This window comes from Sulfurimonas lithotrophica (genome assembly GCF_009258225.1).
GTDB classification, from domain to species: Bacteria; Campylobacterota; Campylobacteria; order Campylobacterales; family Sulfurimonadaceae; genus Sulfurimonas; species Sulfurimonas lithotrophica.
On sequence record NZ_CP043617.1, the window covers coordinates 1,503,010 to 1,517,945 of the forward strand.

Annotated in this window: 19 protein-coding genes; 14 read left to right on the plus strand and 5 right to left on the minus strand. The window is 32.8% G+C overall.

Translation table 11 applies throughout. The annotated features are described in order from the left end of the window. Nucleotides 1–272 precede the first annotated feature (272 nt). The 8 genes from FJR48_RS07525 to FJR48_RS07560 all read left to right on the plus strand — a co-directional run bounded on the left by FJR48_RS07525 (nucleotide 273) and on the right by FJR48_RS07560 (nucleotide 5,212). Nucleotides 273–776 carry a hypothetical protein gene (locus FJR48_RS07525; protein ID WP_152307538.1) on the plus strand — a complete coding sequence of 168 codons (504 nt, stop codon included), beginning with the start codon at nucleotides 273–275 and terminating at the stop codon, nucleotides 774–776. After that, on the plus strand, nucleotides 773–1,858 hold the full coding sequence (locus tag FJR48_RS07530; protein WP_152307539.1) for a DGQHR domain-containing protein: 1,086 nt from the start codon (nucleotides 773–775) through the stop codon (nucleotides 1,856–1,858). Before FJR48_RS07525 ends, FJR48_RS07530 begins: the two co-directional genes overlap by 4 nt. 251 nt (nucleotides 1,859–2,109) lie before the next feature. Then, entirely contained in the window at nucleotides 2,110–2,529 is a 420-nt protein-coding gene (locus tag FJR48_RS07535) for a DUF3995 domain-containing protein (protein WP_152307540.1), read from the plus strand. Nucleotides 2,530–2,554: 25 nt separating this feature from the next. Then, entirely contained in the window at nucleotides 2,555–3,040 is a 486-nt protein-coding gene (locus FJR48_RS07540; RefSeq protein ID WP_152307541.1) for a P-loop nucleotide/nucleoside kinase family protein, read from the plus strand. A gap of 86 nt (nucleotides 3,041–3,126) precedes the next feature. Next, complete coding sequence (locus tag FJR48_RS07545) at nucleotides 3,127–3,552, plus strand: GNAT family N-acetyltransferase (RefSeq protein ID WP_152307542.1); 426 nt, start codon at nucleotides 3,127–3,129, stop codon at nucleotides 3,550–3,552. Nucleotides 3,553–3,555: 3 nt separating this feature from the next. Continuing rightward, nucleotides 3,556–3,984 carry a pyrimidine dimer DNA glycosylase/endonuclease V gene (locus tag FJR48_RS07550; protein ID WP_152307543.1) on the plus strand — a complete coding sequence of 143 codons (429 nt, stop codon included), beginning with the start codon at nucleotides 3,556–3,558 and terminating at the stop codon, nucleotides 3,982–3,984. 44 nt (nucleotides 3,985–4,028) lie between these two features. Beyond that, complete coding sequence (locus tag FJR48_RS07555; RefSeq protein WP_152307544.1) at nucleotides 4,029–4,865, plus strand: DUF5718 family protein; 837 nt, start codon at nucleotides 4,029–4,031, stop codon at nucleotides 4,863–4,865. A 2-nt stretch (nucleotides 4,866–4,867) separates the two neighbouring features. Further along, entirely contained in the window at nucleotides 4,868–5,212 is a 345-nt protein-coding gene (locus tag FJR48_RS07560) for a translation initiation factor (RefSeq protein WP_152307545.1), read from the plus strand. Here FJR48_RS07560 and FJR48_RS07565 read toward each other — a convergent pair. Together FJR48_RS07565 and FJR48_RS07570 are read right to left on the minus strand one after the other, a co-directional pair. Then, nucleotides 5,202–5,957 carry a patatin-like phospholipase family protein gene (locus tag FJR48_RS07565; RefSeq protein WP_152307546.1) on the minus strand — a complete coding sequence of 252 codons (756 nt, stop codon included), beginning with the start codon at nucleotides 5,955–5,957 and terminating at the stop codon, nucleotides 5,202–5,204. The genes FJR48_RS07560 and FJR48_RS07565 overlap by 11 nt on opposite strands. Further along, on the minus strand, nucleotides 5,933–6,679 hold the full coding sequence (locus tag FJR48_RS07570) for a UDP-2,3-diacylglucosamine diphosphatase (protein WP_152307547.1): 747 nt from the start codon (nucleotides 6,677–6,679) through the stop codon (nucleotides 5,933–5,935). The genes FJR48_RS07565 and FJR48_RS07570 overlap by 25 nt, the downstream gene beginning before the upstream one ends. Nucleotides 6,680–6,780: 101 nt before the next feature. Here FJR48_RS07570 and sppA point away from each other — a divergent pair, with 101 nt between their 5' ends. Beyond that, nucleotides 6,781–7,650: a signal peptide peptidase SppA gene (gene sppA, locus FJR48_RS07575; protein ID WP_152307548.1), complete on the plus strand. Its 870-nt coding sequence runs from the start codon at nucleotides 6,781–6,783 to the stop codon at nucleotides 7,648–7,650. A 4-nt stretch (nucleotides 7,651–7,654) separates the two neighbouring features. Here the strand turns inward: sppA and xseA are convergent, their stop codons facing one another. Beyond that, nucleotides 7,655–8,842, minus strand: a complete 1,188-nt coding sequence (gene xseA / locus FJR48_RS07580; RefSeq protein ID WP_152307549.1) for an exodeoxyribonuclease VII large subunit — start codon at nucleotides 8,840–8,842, stop codon at nucleotides 7,655–7,657. Between the two features lie 132 nt (nucleotides 8,843–8,974). Between xseA and radA the strand changes: the two genes are divergently transcribed. The 4 genes from radA to fliL are packed head-to-tail and all read left to right on the plus strand — an operon-like array spanning nucleotide 8,975 to nucleotide 11,873. Further along, nucleotides 8,975–10,321, plus strand: coding sequence for a DNA repair protein RadA (gene radA / locus FJR48_RS07585; protein WP_152307550.1), 1,347 nt, complete (start codon nucleotides 8,975–8,977; stop codon nucleotides 10,319–10,321). Between the two features lie 60 nt (nucleotides 10,322–10,381). Beyond that, nucleotides 10,382–10,642, plus strand: a complete 261-nt coding sequence (locus FJR48_RS07590; RefSeq protein WP_152307551.1) for a hypothetical protein — start codon at nucleotides 10,382–10,384, stop codon at nucleotides 10,640–10,642. Beyond that, a complete protein-coding gene (locus FJR48_RS07595; RefSeq protein WP_152308409.1) occupies nucleotides 10,638–11,288 on the plus strand; it encodes a carbonic anhydrase in 651 nt (216 codons plus the stop codon). The genes FJR48_RS07590 and FJR48_RS07595 overlap by 5 nt, the downstream gene beginning before the upstream one ends. Nucleotides 11,289–11,327: 39 nt before the next feature. After that, nucleotides 11,328–11,873: a flagellar basal body-associated protein FliL gene (gene fliL, locus FJR48_RS07600; protein ID WP_152307552.1), complete on the plus strand. Its 546-nt coding sequence runs from the start codon at nucleotides 11,328–11,330 to the stop codon at nucleotides 11,871–11,873. 1 nt (nucleotide 11,874) lies between these two features. On the opposite strand, the gene FJR48_RS07605 is transcribed toward fliL, so the two are convergent. Continuing rightward, a complete protein-coding gene (locus FJR48_RS07605) occupies nucleotides 11,875–14,247 on the minus strand; it encodes a Lon protease family protein (protein WP_152307553.1) in 2,373 nt (790 codons plus the stop codon). Between the two features lie 122 nt (nucleotides 14,248–14,369). Here FJR48_RS07605 and acpS point away from each other — a divergent pair, with 122 nt between their 5' ends. Then, nucleotides 14,370–14,723 (plus strand): holo-ACP synthase, encoded by a 354-nt coding sequence (gene acpS / locus FJR48_RS07610; RefSeq protein WP_152307554.1) that lies wholly within the window; start codon nucleotides 14,370–14,372, stop codon nucleotides 14,721–14,723. On the opposite strand, the gene thiS is transcribed toward acpS, so the two are convergent. Further along, complete coding sequence (thiS, locus tag FJR48_RS07615; RefSeq protein ID WP_152307555.1) at nucleotides 14,724–14,924, minus strand: sulfur carrier protein ThiS; 201 nt, start codon at nucleotides 14,922–14,924, stop codon at nucleotides 14,724–14,726. Nucleotides 14,925–14,936 lie beyond the last annotated feature (12 nt).

Sequence of the window (14,936 nt, forward strand, 5' to 3'; positions counted from 1 at the left end):
CTTGAAATCTTTACAAATTGATAAGATATTACGGATATACCTTAATAGTTACACATAAAAACGATACAAAAATCTTTCAATAATATTAAAAAAACATTGCAATTTATCATACTTTTATATAACTTTGCCTTAGCATGTTATTTAACACAACTTAATAGTATTACACTTAAAACGATAATATATTAAGTGATTTTATAGCTTACTTATATATAATGTACTTCTAATAAATAGTTATGTGACGAAAGAATAAAAGCAAAAATAAAGGTTATAGTATGATTAAAGAAGAATATATAGAAAAACTGCAAGGGTTTATTTTTAATATACCTGCAACATTGAGAGAAACATTAATATGGTTTATTTCCTCATATTTAATTTCTATTATAAATATAGCAATAATATGGGGGATGAGAAAAAATTTTGGATTAGACTTAAATATTATTAACATTATCCTTGTAACAAATGCAGGTTTTTTAACATCAGTTTTTTTATTGTTATATTTATCAGAAAAAAAACGTAAAACAATATTTACGTTAGCAGTTATAATTTATGTAATAACTATTACCTTGTTTTCAATATCAATTGTGCAAATTGAAAGCAAAACCAATATTTTTGCTTATGATGTATATGAAATAAGTGCCATGATTTTATTTGGATGTTCAATTTTATTAGGGTTAATAAGTAAATATGATGAAGTAGAAGCAATAAGTAAACTTAGAGCAAATAAAGCAAAAACAATTAAATCAACAACTATTGGCGGAACGGAGATTAAACTATGAGTACAATTACATTAAAAGTTTTAAAAATCAAACAACCAATCGGAGAGCTTTATATTACAAAAATAAATCCTAAAGATTTATTATCAATGTCTGTGGTAGATAGAAGACGAATTGAAGAAGATGATGAAATATTAGGTATACAAAGAGAGCTAAAAAAAGATAAAGTACAACAAATAAAAAGCTATTTATCTTCAATAGATGCTACTTTCCCTAATTCTATTATTGTCAATACATCTTCAAATTACGTTATGCAAAAAACAAACAAGGAGCTTGAGTTAGATATTAATGATAGTAGTTTTACTATAATCGATGGACAACATAGGTTAGAAGGTTTTAGGGATAATACTGTTTCAAACTTTGAATTAATTGTAACAATATTTATTGACTTAGATATTGATCAACAAGCAAATATATTTTCTACAATTAATTCCGAACAAACAAAGGTTGATCCATCATTAAACTTAAATTTAGAATTAAATAGCAATGTATATACACCTAAAAAAATGATGATTGAAATTGCTCAGTCTTTTAATTATGATGACTCTTCACCTTGGTATAAAGGTATTAAAATATTAACCTCTAAAACAAAAGGTATTATTTCATTATCTGCTTTTGTCAAACCTTTATTGGAACTAACATACCCAGAAAAAGACTACTATAAAATTAGAAATGAATTAATGAAACTAGAAAATATATTTCCTATATTTAGTAATTTTCAATATAACGCGGAACGGTATCTATTTTGGGAATTTTATAAAAAGAAAGATTTCAACTCTATTTATAAAATACTATATAACTATTTTAATGCTTTAAAAGTTTTATTGAATCAGGATTGGTTAAATGAAAATTCTTTACTTAATAAAACAACTGGTTACAATGCAATGATTAAATTGTTTAAAGAAGTTGCCGTCGATGGTCTTATAAAAGGCGATTTGTCATATGAGTTCTTTTTTAATGAACTTGAACCAATTAAAGAATTAGATGGTTCTATTAATAAAGATAACTATGGAACATCAGGCTTTGAAGCTTCAAAGAATTTATATAACGATATGATGAAATTGGTGTCTAAAAAACACACATAACAAAACCTTGCACCGAACAGATAATCTGTCGGTGAAGTCAAACGTTAGCATATAAAATAAAAGGTCAACAATCGAAACATTTCAAGCATCAGTTCAATACAATGATTTAAAAGGTAGTGTGGCAGCAGATAATACAGATATGGTGGATGCAACATCATGGCTTAAAAATAATAAATATATTATGAAGTTTTATTTGGAAATTAATTGATGGTACATAACAAATCAGGGGAGCTAATAACATAAGGAATAAAATGGACTTTATAACCATTATCACTATTTTAACATTAATCATTATGGGACTATTTCATTTTTACTGGGCTTTTGGAGGTAAAGTTGGTTTAGACAAGGCACTGCCAAGCCAAGACGGAAAACTATTACTAAAACCTAGCAAAAGCTTAACATTTTTAGTTGGAGTTATTTTGATATTTTTTTCACACATAGCATATGGATTGCAGTTTTATGATTTTACTATTAAAACTAATGTAAACTTTTATTTTTACGGTGGATTGTTTTTATCTGCTATTTTTACATTAAGAGCTATAGGTGAATTTAATGTTGTTGGATTTTTCAAAAAAATCAAAAATACTGAATTTGCAAAATATGATACAAAATATTTCTCACCATTGTGTTTAGTTTTAGGCATTGTATTCGCAATATTAGTATATAAATGAACTCAAGTATAAAACAGGATAACTTATGAACAAAAAAGGAACTCTTACTTTTTTCTGCGGAAAAATGGGAGCCGGAAAATCTACTAATTCAAAGATTTTATCAATAGAAAAAAACGCAGTGCTTTTATCCGAAGATGATTGGCTCTCAGCTCACTATCCAAACCAGATTAACTCTTTTGATGATTATATAAAGTTCTCTACCCTTATAAAACCTTTTATAAAATCTCATGTGCAACAGATTATAAATACCGGCACTAATGTTGTTATGGATTTCCCAGCAAATACTTTAAAACAAAGAGATTGGTTCAAGCAATTATGCACTGAAATTTCATGCGAACATGAGCTTATCTATCTTGATGTAAGCAATGAGAAGTGTTTGTCTCAAATAGCAAAACGCAGAACCGAGCAACCAGATCGTGCACAGTTTGACAATGAAGATGTATTTAACCATGTTACTAAATTTTTTGAGCCGCCATCTGCGAATGAAGATCTTAATATCATACATAAGTGAAATAATGAATATAGATATAGTACAAGCAACAAATTCGAAATATCAGGCGGAAGAAAACTCAAAACCGATGTTTAATAAGGAATAAATTGAACTTAAAATGGATAGATAATATTGATAGTGTTGATTGGAATGAGTTGTCACACTTGTACAAAATAGCACCCCTTGGAGATAAAAAACCAAATGATTTAAAAATGGCATTTTCAAACAGTATGTATAAACACTTTGTATATAAAGACAATCAGCTTATCGGTGTCGGTAGAGCTTTGGCTGACGGAATTGATTGTTCATATATTTGCGATGTAGCTATACATCCTGATTTTCAAGGTAAAGGCATCGGTAAAGATATAGTTAACAAACTCACAGAACAATCAAAACATCACAATAAAATCATTTTATTTGCAAGTCCGGGCAAAGAAGAGTTTTACTCAAAACTCGGATACTATAAAATGAATACGGCGATGGCTATATTTAAAAACCATGAGAGATGTGTAAAAATAGGTTTAATAGGTTAAATAATGAGACTATGGTCAATAGATTTATCATACTTGGATTCAAAAGGTTTAGTGGCACTTTGGAGAGAAGGACTGCTTGCTCAAAATGTACTGCTTGGCAAAACAAAAGGATATAAAAATCATCCTCAGCTATTGCGTTTTAAAAATACGGACAATCCTAAATTAGCTATTTCCGCTTATCTTCACTTTGTAGTTGATGAAGCAGATAAAAGAGGATATAGTTTTAAAAGAGATAAAATTATACATAATAAAAAATGTAACAACATAGAAGTTACAAGCGGTCAAATAAAATATGAATTTAATCATCTGCTAAAAAAGTTAAAAGTTCGAGATCCAAAAAGATACGAAGAAATAAGTTCAATAAATGAAATCAAATTACACCCTCTTTTTGTTAAAATAGATGGCGATATAGAAGAATGGGAAATAATTTAGTTTAGCTATAATTTCAAAAAAGACTAAAATATAAAGAATAAATAATGGCAAAATACAAAAACTATATAGGTTTAGGCATAGCGGGCAACTTCGCCTTGCATCTAGACCAAGCGGGCGAAGCTGAGGATTTTAAAGATGTTATCACAGAAGATGAAGCAGCACCCAAAGGGATGTTTCCTTTTTATCTACCAAAACCCGTAGCTGCCGCAAAAGATATATTAAATACTTATCCGCTGGATGCAGACTACATAAAACTGCCTGATGAAGATGTAAACGTTCAAGCCGAACCAGAGGTCGGACTTGTTTGTGAGTTGGAATATACGGGTGAGAAACTTGTAGCTATAAAACCGACTCATTTTGGGGCATATAACGACTGTTCTATCCGTGTAAAAGGTGCTTCAAAAATCAGCGATAAAAAGAACTGGGGAGAATCTTCCAAAGGTTTATCTAACACTCTTTTTGAAATAGATTCATTTTCAAAGGGCGGAATAATGGATAAGTTTTCAATAGCTTCATTTTTACGTCGAGGAAATGAAGTTCATGCATATGGAGAAGATGTTGAGCTTAACGGTTACAGCTACTTTTACACAAAACTAACAGACTGGATGGTAAACCAAATAAGTACGCAAGAGGATTTTGGACCTTTAGAGGACTTAATCTCTTACATATCAGAGTGTGAACAACCATCTAAAGCCATAATATCCATAGGTGCTACACGTTACACTAAGTATGGAGAGACTACATTTTTAAAACCGCAAGATGAAGTAATCATAGTTGTATATGACAATACTAAACACTCTGCTAGTGAAATCTCAAAAAGAGTTATAGATTCTGTATATACGGATGATACTATGAGTGTTTTAAAACAAAAAGTTCTTTAGTCATGTCACGCGGTAAAAAACTAGACCTGTTTATAGGTGCAGATATAGACGATGGCTGGGCGGAAGTACAAACTCCAAGAAAATCTAAAATAGCATCCGATATACTAGAACCGGAGAAACATCAACTGTTTTTCTCAAAAGAGAAACGCCGAGGAAAAGTCGTAACTCTTGTGGGAGAGTTTTTTCTAAGAAAAGAAGATGCCACAACTACTCTTAAAACTCTAAAAAAGAAACTTGGGTGCGGTGGTAGTTTTAAAGAAAGTTTTATGGAATTTCAAGGCGATATAAAAGATAAAATCAGACCTCTTTTAGTCGATGCAGGTTTTAAATTTAAGCCTAAACACTAAAAACTTTTTTTGCATCTGCATAGCCCAGCTCAAACAACTCATCAAAATTTTTTAATGAAAAGATGGAGTATTTTAATATTTCATCATTTGAAATATAGTAATCATACTCATCTCTTTGACTATCAGCTGTTATAAACATCCTGATAGCTATAACTTTTTTCAAATAACTCATAAGCCTAGGTCTGCTTGCTTTTTTGACGATTGGGTTTAGATTTACACCGACAAGAGGATAATCGTATTTCTTAAGAGGCTTATAAGGCATATGGTTAAAAAAACCGCCATCAACCAGAACCTTACCTTCATGTTCAACAGGTTTAAACATAGGTACTAAAGCACTAGATGCTGTACACAGTGTTCTGATATCTCCACGGTTAAAATAAATCTCATCTCCGTTTTGCAAATCCATAGCCGTTATATATACGGGTATATCCAACTCTTCAAATCTACTTTTTTTTATAAGTGCATCTATACACGGAATATTTACATTAACATTAAATAAAGACTCCCTAAACCAAGCAAAAGAGAACATTTTCTTTAAACCTTTTGATTTAAATATCTCTAACTGTTCTTTTGGAGATACCCCGGATGCATAAGAAGCTGCAATTATAGAACCAATTGAAGTGCCGCAGATTGCCTTAACTTTTATATTTTGCTCATCCAGATATTGAAGCACCCCTAAGTGATATGCACCCCTTGCACCGCCACCTGATAGTGCCAATACTATTTCTTTTGTATCTCCAACCAATTTATAACCTCAAAACTTCCATCAAAATTCTCAACAATGCAACTACAAGATTCAACCCAGTCACCGCAGTTTAAATACTCTATACCGTTAATCTGTTTTGCCTCAGCCTTATGAATATGTCCGCATATAACGCCATTATATCCTTTTTTTTCCGCATGGGTCGTAAGCACACCTTCAAAGTCTGTTATAAATGATACTGAACTTTTTATATTGTCTTTTACATATTTTGAGAGTGACCAGTACTTTTTAACTCTCATAAGTTTTCGTATCTTTTGCAGATAGTGGTTTATAAAAAGAATAAAGTCATACCCCACGTCTCCAAGTATTGCAAGCCATTTTTTTGTCATAGTGATACTGTCAAAAAAATCGCCGTGAGTTACAAGATACTTTTTACCTTCGGAAGACACATACTCACACTCATTTTTTATATATAGATTATCTCCCATTATAAGCGGAGTAAACGGACGTAAAAATTCATCATGATTGCCGGTAATCAAATAAACATTTGTACCTTTTCTAGCTTTTCTTAGTACCTTTTGAATTACATCGGAGTGAGATTGAGCCCATTTAAACTTTCTTTTTATCGCCCAACCGTCAATAATGTCTCCGACCAAATAAAGGTTATCCGATTCCGTATCTTTTAAGAAGTCTAAAAAATGTTCTGCTTGGGAAAAACGCGTGCCGAGATGGATATCTGATACAAAGATTGATTTATATTTCATGGCGCTATATTATAATCGCTAAATTACGAACTTGTAACTAAACGGTTACGGTTGTATTACCAAACTTAGTTATAATTTTTAAAAATATCACAGGAAGATTTATGAACTTTATTAAAAAAATATTTTATCCAATCGGAGCGACACTAAAGTATATACAAGAGCATTTTAAAGCGATGCTTTTCGTACTTTTACTTTTTTTGATTTTTGCACCTACAGAAGAGGCAAATTTAAATCCCGTAAATTTACAAGAGATTAAATTGGTCGGTCCTATATTTGACGCAACCGATGTAGTTCAAAAAATAGATAAAGCAAGAGAAAACCCAAATATTAGAGGTGTACTGCTAGACGTAAACTCACCGGGCGGTGCTGTAGCCCCATCTGTTGAGATAGCTTATGCTATTAAAAGACTAAAAGAAGTCAAACCTGTAATCGTATATGCAAGCGGAACACTTGCGAGCGGTAGTTACTATGCTTCTATATGGGCAAGTGAGATTATGGTAAATCCCGGAAGTATGGTCGGTAGCATCGGTGTTGTGATGCAAGGAGCAGATGTAAGTGAACTTATGAGTAAAATAGGCATCAAAAGCCAAAGTGTCCAAGCGGGTAAATACAAAAAAGTAGGCACTGGTGATCGTGCATGGACTAAATATGAGGTTGATGAACTCAACAAAGTTATCTACGGTACTTATGATATGTTTACAAAAGACGTAGCAGATGCGAGAGGACTAAAGTTTAAAAACAGAGACGAGTTTGCAAATGCGCATATATTTACGGCTAGTCAAGCTAAAGATGTCGGATTAATAGACTCACTCGGTGTCAAATACGATGCAAAAAAGAAAGTTCAAGCTCTAAGCGGTGTAGCATTTCCGGAGTGGAGTAAAGAGGATAAGTTTGATAAGTTGATGAAAAAACTTGCTGCAGAAGCTTCTGCATCTATCCATATGTATTTTCCGGAGCTAACTCTTAGATAAAGAGTTAGCCTATATTTTCTTTTTTTAACACGTTTGCATAAATCACTACCTTATCATCCATCAACTCAAAATCATCATCTATTTTCAATTCACTTATATCTATAACTTTTTTATTGCGTGAGAGTTGGGCAAAACCGCGTTTTGTTTTATACTTGGGATTATTTGATTCTAAATTTTTCAAAACGCTAGTAAGTTCATTTTGTTTATTACTTATTTTAAAAGAGATTTGTTGATAAAAACTCTCTTTTAAAGACTTTATCTCCTGAATTTTTTGAGTAAGCTTGTTTTCTATTGAGTTTTGCTTATAAAGCTGTTTTAAATGGCTTAGTTCTTGATTTTTTTTATCTATTTTTTGCTCTATTATCTGTGTAAACTGATTTGATATACTATCAAGATACTGATAAAGTTCCTTCTCATCGGGTAATATCATTTGCATCGCCGCACTCGGAGTAGGTGCACGCAAATCTGCTACAAAATCACTTATAACGGTATCTATCTCATGCCCGACGGCACTGACGACAGGCACAACAGATGCAAAGATAGCATCTGCAACGATCTCCTCGTTAAATGCCCACAAATCCTCCATACTTCCGCCACCGCGACCCACTACCAATATATCATAGTTTTTTACAGATGCTACATCTATGGCTGATGCTATTGAACTTGCTGCACTCTCACCTTGAACAAGTACGTCATATATATCAATCTCTATATCTCTGTACCTGTGATTTGCAACTCTTAGCATATCTTGTAGTGCCGCTCCTGTTGCAGAAGTAATAAGTGCTATACGTCTTGGAAATTTTGGAAGTTGTTTTTTAGTTTCAGGATTAAAATAGCCTTTGTCTTGGAGTTTTTGCTTTAGTTGCTCATACGCCAAAGCTAAAGCACCCTGCCCTGCAGGTTCAATATTAAAACAGTTTATCTGGTAACTTCCGCGAGGTGTATATACACTTACTGCACCCTCAAGTATAACTTTCATCCCCTCTTGGAGTTGAAATTTCAGCCTGGATGCATTACCTCTGAACATAACTGCAGATATAGCAGATGAAGAGTCTTTTAGAGTAAAGTATATATGCCCCGAGTTATGAAAAGTTATACGTGAGAGTTCACCCTCAACGAGTACTCTCGTAAAACTCGTTTCAAGCAGGGTTTTTATCTGTTCATTCAGTGCCGATACACTCAGAGTATTCATACATCTCTCCAAAAATATTTATGTGATTATAGCATCTAAGTATAATAATATTGCAAAATGTCATATTTTTAAAAATAAATGATTTTGCATAGTATAATTTCTCAAATATTTACTTGTTAGGGCAAAATAATTATGGCTAAGAAAAAAGTACTTTTTGAGTGTCAACACTGCGGAATGACCACTCCAAAATGGATGGGAAAGTGTACAAACTGCGGCGCATGGGATTCATTGGTAGAGTTAAATGAACACCAGCAAGAGGTTATAAAACAAACAAAATCTACATCAAGCAAAAGTGCTAAAGCCGTATCAATAAATAAAATAAAAGAGGAAGAAATATACAGATTTTCTTCAAACGATGCAGAACTAGATACAGTTCTTGGGGGTGGTATAGTACCAGGTTCACTTACACTTATCGGCGGAAGTCCGGGTGTCGGGAAGTCAACTTTGCTTTTAAAAGTAGGCGGACTTATTTCATCAAGCGGAAAAGATGTACTTTACGTAAGTGGAGAGGAATCGAGCAGCCAGATAAAACTACGTGCAAACAGACTCGGGGCAAATCATGACAATCTTTACTTACTTAGTGAGATAAGACTTGAACAGGTTTTAGTAGAGTTGGAGCATCATAATTATGAGTTTTTGATTATAGACTCTATCCAAACTCTCTACTCAGAAGCTATTACTTCAGCTCCTGGTTCAGTTACACAAGTTAGACAGATTACTTTTGAGTTAATGCGTATAGCAAAAGAGAAAGACTTAGCAATATTTATAATCGGACACATTACAAAAGAAGGCTCTATCGCAGGACCAAGAGTGTTAGAGCATATGGTAGATACGGTACTTTATTTTGAGGGTGATTCCTCACAAGAACTTAGAATTTTAAGAGGATTTAAAAATCGTTTCGGACCTACAAGTGAGATAGGCGTATTTGAGATGCGTAACGATGGTTTGGTCTCAGCGACAGATATAGCATCAAGGTTTTTTAACCGTAATTCAAATCAGGCAGGTTCGGCTTTAACCGTAGTTATGGAAGGAAGCAGACCTATTATACTTGAAGTTCAAGCACTTGTTAGTGAATCTCATACGCCAAATTCTAAACGTCAAGCTACAGGCTTTGATAATAACCGTTTAAATATGCTTTTGGCACTTTTAGAGAGAAAACTCGAAATCCCGCTATCCGGATATGATGTTTACATAAATATAACAGGTGGTATAAAAATTAATGAAACCTCTGCGGATTTAGCAATTTTAGCGGCAATCATATCAAGTTTTAGAGACCGTGCGATATCAAAAGAGACGATCTTTTTAGGCGAAGTTTCACTTGTCGGTGATGTACGCGAAGTGTTTGGCTTGGATGCAAGACTTAAAGAAGCTCAAATGCAAAATATAAACAAAGTTCTTTTATCTAAAAAACCTTTAGAGAAAACAAATATGAAAACATTTATAGTCGATGAAGTAACAAAACTTTTAGAATGGTACTGATTTAACATATTTTTTACCAATTAAAAGCTATAATCAAAGAAAATTTCATAAGGGTTTTTAATGATAGATGCCGAATTTAGAAGCGAAGAAAGATTTTCAAGACTTACTCTTGCATATACGGATGCTGAAGAAAAAGAGAAAGTAAACAAGTGTGTTGACAAAATTATAGCGACATATAAAATGAAACCTGAGATGCATACTACTGCTACATCAAGCGGAAAAGAAGTACTTGTAATAGAATATCATGATGATTTAGACCGTACTTCAGGTGCTATTTTTGAAAAAATAATGAAAGAATTAGATATAAAAAACTGTGATTAATTTACAAGAGTATGCCCAAGGCAATAAACTTTTTAGATCTTATTTCAAAAAAAACAAAGAGGCTCTGCTTGACCTTGTAAAAAGCGGCCAGTCTCCTAAAGCACTTTTTATAGGCTGTTCCGATTCAAGGGTTATTCCCGATTTAATGGTTCAAAGTGAACCGGGTGATTTGTTTGTTATTAGAAATGTCGGTAACTTCGTACCACCTTATAAACCTGATGAAGATTTTCATGCTACAGCTTCTGGAATAGAGTACGCAGTCAGCGTATTAAAGGTTGAGGAGATTATCATATGCGGACATACTCACTGTGGTGCATGTGCATCTTTATACCAAGAGATAGAAGACCCGTCATTGGTTCATACTAAAAAGTGGCTGGAACTTGGGCAAAGTGCAAAAACATCCGCGATTTTAAGCTTAGGTTCCGATGCAAATAAAGAAGAATTACTAAGGCTTACCGAAAAATTGTCGATTATAAAACAAATAGAAAATATTCTTACATATCCAAATGTCAAAAAAGGTTTTGAAGACGGTAATCTTTCTATACATGGTTGGTATTATGATATAGAAACAGGCAATATCGACTACTATAATGCCGAAACATATGAGTTTTTGCCTTTAAGAAGTTTGATAGAACGCGATATTTAAGATATACTAAAAAAATAAAAATTTAATAAGGGTATAGTAATGGCTGAAGAAGAAAATAAAGAAGCACAAGAAGAACAAGGCGAAAAAAAATCTAGTAATATGTTGATGATAATCATCATTGCGGTTTTGGTCCTTATTATTGTTGTCGGTGCTGTTTTAGCTATAGTTTTAATGAATGGCGATGAAGAAGGGGTTAGTCAAAGTTCACCTTCTACACAGCAAAGAATTATGCCAAAAAGAACAACTTCGACCGCTTTAGAGGATTCAAGAAGACTTAGTGAAATCGGAATACTGTATCCACTTGACACTTTTACCGTAAACTTAAAAAGTGACTCTGGTAGAAGATACCTAAAAGCTACTCTTAGTTTAGAACTTAGCGGGGAAGAATTAAGCTTGGAACTAGATGCAAAAGCACCTGTTATCAGAGACAGAGTTATAAGAATACTAACATCTAAAACATTAGAAGAGATATCTTCTAAAAAAGGTAAACAAAAAGTATCTGATCAAATCATGGATACTTTAAACTCTATCATTACCGACGGTAGCATCCAAGGTATCTATTTTACTGAATTCGTTATTCAGTAAGCTAATTTTTCTCACTATCAGTTGATTTGTAAAACTCTTTAACTTTTAGTGAGAGCTCTCTTACTCTTTTAGTAACTAAATCATTCACGTTACTAGCTTTAACCCCTGTTAAAATTTCAATTCCTTCATCTATAGATTCAACTGCATAGATAGCAAACTTTTTAGCTTTTACGGCTTTTAATACGTCATTTTTTAGCATAAGGTTTTTAACGTTTCTTTTTGGGATTATAACTGCGTATGACAACCTTGGATTATTTCTCATACATATATCGAAAAACCCTTCTATCTTTTCGTTTACTCCGCCTATAGGCTGGATTTCTCCAAATTGGTTTACAGAACCAGTGACTGCAATGTTTTGTTTTATTGAAAGTCCTGAGAGTGATGAGAGTATTGCATATAACTCGGTTGAAGATGCACTGTCACCGTCAATCATTCCATATGATTGCTCAAAAACCAAAGAGGCATTAAGACTTAGAGGTATATCTTTTGCATACTTGTAGCCTAAATATGAAGACAAAATCATAACACCTTTGGAATGAATAGGACCTCCTAAATCAACCTTGCGTTCAATATCTATTATCTCACCCTTACCTATTCGTGTCGTAGCTGTTATACGTGAGGGCGTTCCAAAATTGTGTCCGCCTATAGAGATATAACTTAAAGCATTTATCTGTCCGACCTTATCTCCGCTTAGGTCTATCATAAGAGTACCGTCATCAATCAAATCGTAAAGTTTTGTTTGTATTCTGTTTTTTCTGTTATTTTGAGCTTTTAGTGCTTTTTCAATATCTTTTTTTTCTATTGCCTCATGGGATAGTTCTCTTGAATAATAATCAGCCTCTTTTAATATATCCGACAATGTACGAAGATGAGTCGATAGCTTTAAAGAGTTTGAGATATTTCTAGAACTTTGTTCAATTACCATTGAAACAGCTTCTGGAGTCAGAGGCAGAAGATTATCCTGTTTAGATATTGTACCTATCATTCTAGCATAGAGTTTAATATTTTTTTCATCCCTTGGCATCTCATCTTCAAAATCTGCACTTACTTTAAAAAGTTCTTTAAAATCCGGATCATATTGATATAGTAGATAATAAAGCATCCTCTCACCAATCAGTACGACTTTTACATCTAAAGGTATAGGTTCTGGTTCAAGAGACGTCGTCGAGATAAAAGAATACTGTTGAGCTAAAGACTCTATTCTAATCTCTTTTGAGCGAAGTACCCTTTTTAACTCTTCATATGCAAAAGGCTGTGTTAAAAGCTTTCTTGCATCTAGTATAAGATAACCGCCGTTTGCCTTATGAAGAGCACCGGGTTTTATCATACTAAAGTTCGTAACTAAAGTCCCCACTTGCGATACGTGTTCGATTTTTCCCACTAAATTTTGTTGGGTCGGGTTATCTTCATATATAACAGGTGCATTTTTATTATCTTCATGTGAGATAAAAAGGTTTACTTCATATTTTTCAAAAGACGGGGTATAAAAGTCTTTCATAAACGGAGGTAAACTCATATTTTCGGGTTTTGCCAAAAAATCCTGTATATTATTTATAATATCATTTTGAAGTTCGCTTAGATAATCTACTATTTTTTCATTCTCTTCATATTTATGTTTAACTTCGTCTATTAAAGACCCGACTGCTTGTTGTGTGACTTTTTTATCATGAGATTTAAGTTCTTTTTGCAGTGATTTATTTAACTGACTTACTTCTCTTAGTTTCTCTTTTACGATTGCTTCAAACTCGTTCATCCTTTTTTGAATCTCTTTTTTCTTCTTTGCATCTATAGAATTAAACTCTTCGGGAGATAATACTTTACCTCCAACTATAGGTACAAAAGTTACACGACTTGCATTTGAAGCATTCATGGAGACTTCATACTCTTTTGCCTTGTTTTGCAGGTACATAAATATATCTGATTGCATATTTACATACTTTTTATTTATGGCTTCAATTTCGTTTCTGTATTCGTTAGAGTCAAATGTCGAAGGTAAGATTGTTTTGATTAAACCTATCAACTCATCAATATCATTTTTAAATTCTTGGGCTTTTCCTGCTTTTAGTTTAATAATTATCGGCTTTTGGTAGTTTTTAAAATTATTTACATAACACCAGTCACTTATATTATTTTCTTTTTTGGATTTTTTTTCTAAGAAATTTATAACTGCTGAGTGTTTTCCACTACCGGATGCACCCATTACAAAGATATTGTAGCCTTCTTGCTGTATGTGTGTACCAAACTTTACGGCTTCTATTGCATTCTTTTGACCAATGGGTTGCTTTAAAAGTTTTAAATCATTTGTAGTTTCAAAGTCAAATATTGAAATATCACATTCGTTGTAAAGTTGTTTAACATCGAGAGAGTTAATCATATGCGTCCCTTTTAGTTATAGTACGTTAGTGTAGATTATACAGATAATTTTCAAGATTTCACTTAAATAAAAAAAATAGTTATGTCGCTATAATATCAATAATATTTGAAATAGGTTTACAAATGATAGGTATAGACTTAATCAAGACATCCAGAATGAAGCGTCTAATGGAGCGTTTTGAAGATAAAGCACTTCAAAAATTTTTAAATGAAGATGAAATACTACTTGTTAAAAACTATAAAACTGCAGCCGGTTTTTGGGCTGTTAAAGAAGCTGTATCAAAAGCTTTGGGAACCGGAATAGGAAGTGAGTGTGCATTTAGCGATATTATAATTTCTAAAACATCTAAGGGCTCACCTGAGATAAAATTATCCGAAAAAATTATTGAGAATTTTAATATAAAAGATAGTAGTGTATCAATTACACATGATGGGGAGTATGCTATAGCCGTAGCAGCTATAGAGACTAAGTCTTAATCAGCCTCCGCCGACAAAGTCTAAAAGCTCTAACTTATCACCGTCATTTGGTTTAAACTCAGACCATTTGTCTTGTTTGACAATCTCCATATTAACAGCAGCAGCCATAACTTTACCGTCTAAATCTAACTCTTTTAGTATCTCTTGAAGTGTCTTAGAGCTTTCAAAGTCCCTAGTTTCACCGTTAATTATTAGTTTCATAGTTTTTCTTTT

Excerpts from the sequence above, each read along its gene's own strand:
- FJR48_RS07525 (WP_152307538.1), top strand. The coding sequence starts at position 273 with ATGATTAAAGAAGAATATATAGAAAAACTGCAAGGGTTTATTTTTAAT.
- FJR48_RS07530 (WP_152307539.1), top strand. The coding sequence starts at position 773 with ATGAGTACAATTACATTAAAAGTTTTAAAAATCAAACAACCAATCGGA.
- FJR48_RS07535 (WP_152307540.1), top strand. The coding sequence starts at position 2,110 with ATGGACTTTATAACCATTATCACTATTTTAACATTAATCATTATGGGA.
- FJR48_RS07540 (WP_152307541.1), top strand. The coding sequence starts at position 2,555 with ATGAACAAAAAAGGAACTCTTACTTTTTTCTGCGGAAAAATGGGAGCC.
- FJR48_RS07550 (WP_152307543.1), top strand. The coding sequence starts at position 3,556 with ATGAGACTATGGTCAATAGATTTATCATACTTGGATTCAAAAGGTTTA.
- FJR48_RS07555 (WP_152307544.1), top strand. The coding sequence starts at position 4,029 with ATGGCAAAATACAAAAACTATATAGGTTTAGGCATAGCGGGCAACTTC.
- FJR48_RS07560 (WP_152307545.1), top strand. The coding sequence starts at position 4,868 with ATGTCACGCGGTAAAAAACTAGACCTGTTTATAGGTGCAGATATAGAC.
- FJR48_RS07570 (WP_152307547.1), bottom strand. The coding sequence starts at position 6,679 with ATGAAATATAAATCAATCTTTGTATCAGATATCCATCTCGGCACGCGT.
- sppA (WP_152307548.1), top strand. The coding sequence starts at position 6,781 with ATGAACTTTATTAAAAAAATATTTTATCCAATCGGAGCGACACTAAAG.
- xseA (WP_152307549.1), bottom strand. The coding sequence starts at position 8,842 with ATGAATACTCTGAGTGTATCGGCACTGAATGAACAGATAAAAACCCTG.
- radA (WP_152307550.1), top strand. The coding sequence starts at position 8,975 with ATGGCTAAGAAAAAAGTACTTTTTGAGTGTCAACACTGCGGAATGACC.
- FJR48_RS07590 (WP_152307551.1), top strand. The coding sequence starts at position 10,382 with ATGATAGATGCCGAATTTAGAAGCGAAGAAAGATTTTCAAGACTTACT.
- fliL (WP_152307552.1), top strand. The coding sequence starts at position 11,328 with ATGGCTGAAGAAGAAAATAAAGAAGCACAAGAAGAACAAGGCGAAAAA.
- FJR48_RS07605 (WP_152307553.1), bottom strand. The coding sequence starts at position 14,247 with ATGATTAACTCTCTCGATGTTAAACAACTTTACAACGAATGTGATATT.
- acpS (WP_152307554.1), top strand. The coding sequence starts at position 14,370 with ATGATAGGTATAGACTTAATCAAGACATCCAGAATGAAGCGTCTAATG.
- thiS (WP_152307555.1), bottom strand. The coding sequence starts at position 14,924 with ATGAAACTAATAATTAACGGTGAAACTAGGGACTTTGAAAGCTCTAAG.